Annotated in this window: 8 protein-coding genes and 1 other RNA gene; 4 read left to right on the top strand and 5 right to left on the bottom strand. The window is 43.1% G+C overall.

Features of this window, described 5'->3' with window-relative positions:
- Nucleotide 1: 1 nt before the first annotated feature.
- Nucleotides 2-387, bottom strand: a transfer-messenger RNA (tmRNA) gene (gene ssrA, locus AAFM34_RS19965).
- A 67-nt stretch (nt 388-454) separates the two neighbouring features.
- Nucleotides 455-940 carry an SsrA-binding protein SmpB gene (smpB, locus tag AAFM34_RS19970; protein WP_114786504.1) on the bottom strand — a complete coding sequence of 162 codons (486 nt, stop codon included), beginning with the start codon at nt 938-940 and terminating at the stop codon, nt 455-457.
- Between the two features lie 120 nt (nt 941-1,060).
- On the opposite strand from smpB, the gene AAFM34_RS19975 reads away from it, so the two are divergent.
- Both AAFM34_RS19975 and AAFM34_RS19980 read left to right on the top strand, forming a co-directional pair.
- Nucleotides 1,061-1,504 carry an SRPBCC family protein gene (locus tag AAFM34_RS19975; protein WP_341665880.1) on the top strand — a complete coding sequence of 148 codons (444 nt, stop codon included), beginning with the start codon at nt 1,061-1,063 and terminating at the stop codon, nt 1,502-1,504.
- Entirely contained in the window at nt 1,494-1,856 is a 363-nt protein-coding gene (locus AAFM34_RS19980) for an RnfH family protein (RefSeq protein WP_341665882.1), read from the top strand. Before AAFM34_RS19975 ends, AAFM34_RS19980 begins: the two co-directional genes overlap by 11 nt.
- A 106-nt stretch (nt 1,857-1,962) precedes the next feature.
- Here AAFM34_RS19980 and bamE read toward each other — a convergent pair whose 3' ends face one another.
- Both bamE and recN read right to left on the bottom strand, forming a co-directional pair.
- Nucleotides 1,963-2,325, bottom strand: a complete 363-nt coding sequence (gene bamE, locus AAFM34_RS19985) for an outer membrane protein assembly factor BamE (RefSeq protein ID WP_341665884.1) — start codon at nt 2,323-2,325, stop codon at nt 1,963-1,965.
- 168 nt (nt 2,326-2,493) lie between these two features.
- The gene (gene recN / locus AAFM34_RS19990) at nt 2,494-4,158 is read right to left on the bottom strand and encodes a DNA repair protein RecN (RefSeq protein ID WP_341665886.1); all 1,665 of its coding nucleotides are present in this window, start codon (nt 4,156-4,158) and stop codon (nt 2,494-2,496) included.
- Nucleotides 4,159-4,412: 254 nt separating this feature from the next.
- On the opposite strand from recN, the gene sodC reads away from it, so the two are divergent.
- Nucleotides 4,413-4,925, top strand: coding sequence for a superoxide dismutase [Cu-Zn] SodC (gene sodC / locus AAFM34_RS19995; RefSeq protein WP_341665888.1), 513 nt, complete (start codon nt 4,413-4,415; stop codon nt 4,923-4,925).
- A gap of 61 nt (nt 4,926-4,986) precedes the next feature.
- Here the strand turns inward: sodC and nadK are convergent, their stop codons facing one another.
- The gene (nadK, locus tag AAFM34_RS20000) at nt 4,987-5,871 is read right to left on the bottom strand and encodes an NAD(+) kinase (protein WP_341665890.1); all 885 of its coding nucleotides are present in this window, start codon (nt 5,869-5,871) and stop codon (nt 4,987-4,989) included.
- Nucleotides 5,872-6,016: 145 nt separating this feature from the next.
- Here nadK and grpE point away from each other — a divergent pair.
- A partial coding sequence (gene grpE, locus AAFM34_RS20005; protein WP_341665892.1) for a nucleotide exchange factor GrpE occupies nt 6,017-6,612 on the top strand: 596 nt, incomplete at its 3' end.

Raw genomic sequence — 6,612 nt, forward strand, 5'->3', positions numbered from 1 at the left:
TTGGTGGAGCTGGCGGGAGTTGAACCCGCGTCCAAAAACCATTCATCTTCGGTACTACATGCTTAGTCGATCTTTAATTTCGCCACCCACCTGCGAACCGACACGCGAATGAATGACTAGCCTGAATTGAATTTCGCCGTTCATCTCTCAGGCGGGAGAATCCGGGCTAGCGCGTTTGGGTTTGATCCCTCGTTGTTCCCCGTCTTACGTGCGGAAGCTAGGGCGAGAGAGGTCAGCTAGTGGTTTAGACTAGAATTACGCCGCTAGGCGTTCTGAACCGATAAAGTCGTCGTTTGCGACTATTTTTTTGCGGCTTTTTACGTGGCCAACCGCCCCACGGCATGCACCTTAGACTGCAAAATTCCTGTCGAATCCTAAATCAGCCCCAAAGTGTTATTTGCATAGTACCAGAAACAGACGTACTGTCTAGCGCTATGCGTTTAAGTGGTTAAGATTAGCGCAGTGAGCTCTTCATCACTCGAGCTTTTTGGCGCTGCCAATCTTTGTCTTTTAGATCGTCTCGTTTGTCGTGAAGCTTTTTACCCTTAGCCACACCGATTTTTATTTTAACCCAAGAGCGTGACCAGTAGAGCGAGAGTGCTGTTAATGTCATGCCTTCGCGATTGATGCGTCCTAGTAAATTATCCAGTTCGCGACGACTCATAAGAAGTTTACGCACACGTGTCGGATTGGCGACAACGTGCGTCGATGCCTGATTAAGAGGAGTGATTGTCATGCCACTCACAAAGGCTTCACCGTCACGCATAAATACGTAACTTTCAGAAATATTGGCTTTACCTTGGCGAAGGGCTTTCACTTCCCACCCTTGTAGCTCCATGCCAGCTTCGATTTCATCTTCAATGAAATACTCGTGGCGAGCTTTTTTGTTGAGCGCGATGGTATTGCTACCCGCTTTTTGTTTTGATTTTTTCTTTGCCATAATGGAGCCATTATACGGTCAGGCGCTAAGATAAGAAATCCCTTTATTTGCGCTAAGGGCAAAAATAAAAGTAAAATTGATATATGCCAGCTGTTTTGGCATGTATGACGAGGAATCTTTATGAAGCAAGTCAGTCGTTCGGCTTTGGTATCATTTAGTGCACAGCAAATGTTTGATTTAGTCAATGACGTGGTCAGTTACCCTGAATTTCTACCAGGATGTTCTGGATCTAAAGTTATTGAGTCGAGTCAGTCTGCGATGGTGGCTTCTGTTGATGTTTCAAAAGCGGGAATAAGTAAAACCTTTACCACTTCGAATCAATTGGTTGAGGGTGAAGCGATCTTAATGAGCCTTGTCGATGGGCCATTTAAAACCCTTAAAGGGGGCTGGTTTTTCACCGCTTTGGATGAAAAAGCATGTAAAGTTGAACTCAAACTGGAGTTTGAATTTTCAAGTAAAATGGTTGAATTGGCGTTTGGTAAAGTCTTTAGTGAGTTGACCAATAATATGGTGAATGCGTTTACCCAGCGCGCAAAACAGGTGTATTCATGCTATGAGTATTGAGTCTGAAATGATCCATGTTGAAGTGGTTTATGCCTTGCCACACGAGCAGCGTGTATACACCTTGGTAGTTAACCGCGCGATGACGGTTGAAGACATTATTCGCCAGTCTGGGGTACTAGAGCAATATCCTGAAGTGGATTTGTCGGTAAATAAAGTCGGTGTGTTTAGTCGTAATATTAAGCTTGACGCGACGGTAAGAGACAAAGATCGAATAGAGATTTATCGTCCTCTTCTTGCGGACCCAAAAGATATTCGCCGTAAGAGAGCAGAGCAAGCCAAACAAGCAGGCAGCGCTGATCCTGTGACTGGTGGAAAACAAAATCCACTGAGAAAAGAAAGCGCTACAGATTAATAACTATTTCGTGCTTAGCTAAATAGCCAATTAATCTTATCAAAGGTAAAAGGGTTGAAGTTTATACTTCAACCCTTCTGTTTTCTGAGCTATTAAAATGATGAGCTTAATGTATTTGCTCAAAGAAGCTTGGGCTTGGCGCAAAGTCACCATCAATACTGACCAGTTTACCTTCATCGCTAAAGCGAGTGATAAGATTCTTTTGCACCGAATCTTGGTGGCCTTCGGTTTGAAGATCGATGTAATACCAAGTATTTGGATAACCATTTTCAACCAGCATAGGCGAGCCTAACACAAAGCGAACTTGCTCTTTTGTCATGCCAAACTTTAATTTATCAACGGCTTTTTGCTCTACGTAGTTACCTTGATTGATATCAATCCGGTATACAAGCTTTTCTAGTAAAGAACAGCCTGTTAACAGTGTCATCGAGAGTGGAAGCGCAATAACAAGCCACTTTTTTATTTGCATATGAATGAATTCTTGTAACGGAAATTTCTTTAATTGGGCTGATAATAAACAAGCTGAGCGCTAAAGTAAAAAGCTCATCTTGTTTTGAACTGTTTCAGACCGCGATTTTTGAATTAAGTTGCAAACTCGTTCCAAATTCCCATAGTACTGTTACCTTGAGTGGGTATCTTAAGCTGCTATCAGAAGCTCTTTCGCATTGGCAATGGTTGATTCAGTGATCTCGCTACCACCGAGTAGTCGGGCGAGCTCTGAGATCCTTTGTTCGTTATCCAGTGCGCGCATTTGTGTTTCGGTTTTACCGGCTTTGGTATGCTTAGCAACAAAGAGCTGATGATGGCCACAGCCTGCTACTTGCGGTAAATGAGTCACACAAAGAACTTGAGTTGACTCTCCCAATTTACGCAGCATTTTGCCAACCACAGCCGCTGTCGGGCCACTGATCCCTACATCCACTTCATCAAAAATCAGGCTTGGAGTATCGACTTTTTGAGCGGTAATGACCTGTATGGCGAGTGATATCCTTGATAGTTCGCCACCTGACGCGACTTTGGCAATCGGCTCAAGGGGTTGACCAGGGTTAGTTGATACCAAGAAACACACGTTGTTGATACCAAGAGGCGAGGGGTGCGTATCTTGTTTATCAACTTGGATACAAAACTGCGCTTTTTCCATACTCAGTTCATGCATGCTTGTGGAGATCAGCTTATTGAGCTCTTTTGCATAGCGGCAGCGAGATTTACTGAGTTTTTCTGCACTTTTAGCAAAGCCTTGATAAGCTTCTTCAACACCTTGGTGTAATTCATCCAGCTTTTCATCTGAGCAGTCAAGGTCGGCGATTTGGTTTAGCAAATCTTGATGATGCTGATAGAGCTCACTCGGTAAAACATGATGCTTACGTGCCATTGACATGACTTTTGAAAAACGCTCTTCGACGTAATTCATTCGCGCTGGATCAACATCAATGTTATCCATATAGCTACGTAGCTCACGGTTAGCTTCTTCAATCTGAATAATGGCCTCTGAAAGCATATCAGGAAGCTGAGTAAGCGTATTATCGAGATCGGCCAGTTGAACTAAGGAGTGGTTGGCTGATTGGAGAATACCAAGCGCATTAACTTCTTCACCTTCGTATATAAGTTCGATGGCTTGTTGGCAAATGGTGGCCAATTCTCCGCTGTTGGATAGTCGTTTGTGTTCTTGTTCGAGTTGTTCATATTCACCCTCGTCAAGAGAGAGCTCATTAAGCTCTTTGATTTGATACTCAAGGAGTTGTTTTTGCGCTAAGTTAGCCGCGCTATTTTCTTTGAGCCGTTTTAAATGATTATCCGCTTGGCGCCAAACTTGATAAGCATTGCGAGTATTTTCTAATAGGTTTCCGTGCCCAGCATATTGGTCTAGCATTGCCATTTGATGATCACCTTTCATTAATTGATGGTGAGCATGTTGGCCATGAATGTTGATTAATAATTGCCCGAGACTTTTAAGCTGTGACAAAGGAACTGGGCTGCCATTAATAAAAGCCCTTGAGCGGCCCTCTTTACTGATGATTCTGCGCAAGATACAGTCATTGCCATCAAGTAAATCATTATCTTCAAGCCAGCGTGTTGCATTGATATTATCTTCCAGAGTAAAAGCTGCGCTGACTTCGGTTTTTTCTTCTCCTTGTCTCACCATACTGGCATCTGCTCTACCGCCTAAACATAGGCTAAGTGCATCGATGGCAATCGATTTGCCTGCGCCGGTTTCGCCTGTGATGGTTGTCATTCCTTTAGAAAGTTCAAGCTGTAGCGACTTAACAATTGCAAAGTTATTAACACTTAAATGAGCCAGCATCTTTCACACCTGTCTGAATTACCAATACTGTATAAAGAAACAGTATATACTGTTTCTTTATACAGTAAAGAGGAGTAAATCAAATTATTTTCATTTTGTCATTGTCAGGGCCATTGTTGTTGCCTATGTTATTAATAGGTGGTTTTGATTTCACGAGCTGATGGCGCAGGCGTTATAGTCGGTGAAGTTTATATCAATAGCCTATGAGCAAAGTCGCTTTGCCTTACACAAATAAGAAAATGGGAGAATACCTCATGTATAAAACACAACTTGCTGCGCTGATGATGATGTTTTCGGCTACCGCTTTGGCCAATACCACTGACGTAGAAATGGTCGATCTAAATTCGGGCAAATCCGTTGGTAGCGTTTCACTTGAGCAAACGGCTTACGGAACGGTTCTTACGCCTAATTTGAGCAACTTGCCAGCGGGCCTACATGGATTTCATATTCATACTAACGCCTCATGTGACAGCATTAGTAAAGATGGTAAGACAGTGTTAGGCGGCGCAGCAGGTGGTCACTACGATCCTAAACAAACGGGTAAGCATGGAACGCCTTGGACTGACAATAATCATCTTGGCGATTTGCCAGCACTCTATGTTGATAGCAAGGGTATGGCAACTCAACCAGTATTAGCCCCAAGAGTGCAACTTACTGATGTGAAAAACCGCGCGCTTATGATCCACGCTGGTGGGGATAACCATTCTGATCACCCAGCACCTCTTGGTGGTGGTGGCGCCAGAATCGTGTGTGGTGTGATTAAATAACGATTATTTGCAACCAAGGTTAGTGAATATACTAACCTTGGTTGTTTATCTAATTAGCCTTCTAAAACAATCGGCTTGACCAACCTAGCTTGTTTCTCAGCACATGATAATAGCTGTAATCTTTCGGGTGGATTAAATTTAACGTATTGGGGCTTTGGTAGATATGAATTTCATCGCCCGGTGATACAGGTAGAGACACTTGCCCGTCGCAGCTTACTTCTTGAGTTCCTCTGTTTTCTGGTGACACTACAAGTCTTATCCGACGTTTACTGTCAACAACCAAAGGACGACTGGAAAGCGTATGTGGAAACATAGGCACCAGAGAAATAGCATTGAGGCTTGGAGAAAGAATCGGTCCTCCGCCAGATAGAGAATAAGCGGTCGAACCTGTTGGGGTCGACACTATCAATCCATCTGCACGCAAAGAGAAAGCAAAGCTCTTATCTATATACACTTCAAATTCAATCATATGGGCGACTTGCCCAGGGTGAAGCACAGCTTCATTTAATGCTGCATTGTGACTTTTTACTTGGCCGTGGCGATGCACTTCCGCTTCAAGTAGAAAGCGCTCTTCAACAATAAACTCTCCGTCTAAGACATTTTTCAATGCAGTTTGAAAATCTTCTGGGTTGAGATCGGTCAAGAAGCCTAAGCTGCCACGGTTAACCCCAATCACAGAGATTTTAAATCGAGATAGCACTCTTGCCGCTCCGAGCATATTACCATCACCTCCAACGACAATAGCTAAGTCCGCAGCTTTTCCAAGTTCAATCAGGCTTGAAAAGTCTTCTCGTGGTATATCGCTTAAAATATCAGCGAGTCGGTCATCAATGAAAACCTTATATCCTTCGGATTTGAGCCAGTTATATAACTCTCTATGGGTCTGAATTGCTTGCTGATCTCTGGGTTTACCAATGATGGCGATCACTTCAAAAGGCTTTTTCATAGGTTTTCCGCACTAAATAGGCTTGATTCGACAATCTTCATCCCCATAATAATGGCAAGTTAGCTATTTATGCGAATTTTTATGTGTCTAAAGAGTGATAAACGTGATGCTTTAGATACAGATGGAATTAGATTCTGGAGATATCATGAGCAACGAAGAAAACAAAATTAACCAAGATGAACTGCAGCAGCAAGATACGGTGCAAGATATTGAAGCCGAAGTTGTAGGTAGTGAAGCTGATATCGAATGGAACCAAGAGACAGAAGACCTTGAGCAAGACTCAAAGGTTGCGCAACTTGAAGCGGCTCTGCTTTCTAGTGAAGCTAAGCTAAAGGAGCAGCAAGATTCAGTAATGCGTGCTAAAGCTGAAGTTGAAAATATGCGTCGTCGCACTGAAACGGAAATCGATAAAGCCCGCAAATATGCGTTAAACAAGTTCGCTGAGGAATTACTTCCTGTCATCGATAACCTAGAGCGTGCTATTCAATCAGCAGACGCTGAAAATGAAGCGGTTAAACCAATTATTGAAGGTGTTGAATTAACTCATAAAACATTTGTTGACGCTGTGGGTAAATTTGGCCTTAAGGAAATCAACCCTGAAGGCGAGGCATTCAACCCTGAAATGCACCAAGCAATGTCGATTCAAGAAAGCCCAGACCATGAGTCAAATACCGTTATGTTTGTAATGCAAAAAGGTTACGAGCTAAATGGCCGTGTCCTTCGTCCAGCGATGGTTATGGT

The sequence above is a fragment of the Vibrio sp. genome, from assembly GCF_038138445.1.
GTDB lineage: Bacteria > Pseudomonadota > Gammaproteobacteria > Enterobacterales > Vibrionaceae > Vibrio.

What these genes read in the sequence shown, in the direction of transcription:
- recN (WP_341665886.1), bottom strand. Translation starts at nt 4,158, where the DNA reads ATGCTGGCTCATTTAAGTGTTAATAACTTTGCAATTGTTAAGTCGCTA.
- AAFM34_RS19975 (WP_341665880.1), top strand. Translation starts at nt 1,061, where the DNA reads ATGAAGCAAGTCAGTCGTTCGGCTTTGGTATCATTTAGTGCACAGCAA.
- nadK (WP_341665890.1), bottom strand. Translation starts at nt 5,871, where the DNA reads ATGAAAAAGCCTTTTGAAGTGATCGCCATCATTGGTAAACCCAGAGAT.
- AAFM34_RS19980 (WP_341665882.1), top strand. Translation starts at nt 1,494, where the DNA reads ATGAGTATTGAGTCTGAAATGATCCATGTTGAAGTGGTTTATGCCTTG.
- bamE (WP_341665884.1), bottom strand. Translation starts at nt 2,325, where the DNA reads ATGCAAATAAAAAAGTGGCTTGTTATTGCGCTTCCACTCTCGATGACA.
- smpB (WP_114786504.1), bottom strand. Translation starts at nt 940, where the DNA reads ATGGCAAAGAAAAAATCAAAACAAAAAGCGGGTAGCAATACCATCGCG.
- sodC (WP_341665888.1), top strand. Translation starts at nt 4,413, where the DNA reads ATGTATAAAACACAACTTGCTGCGCTGATGATGATGTTTTCGGCTACC.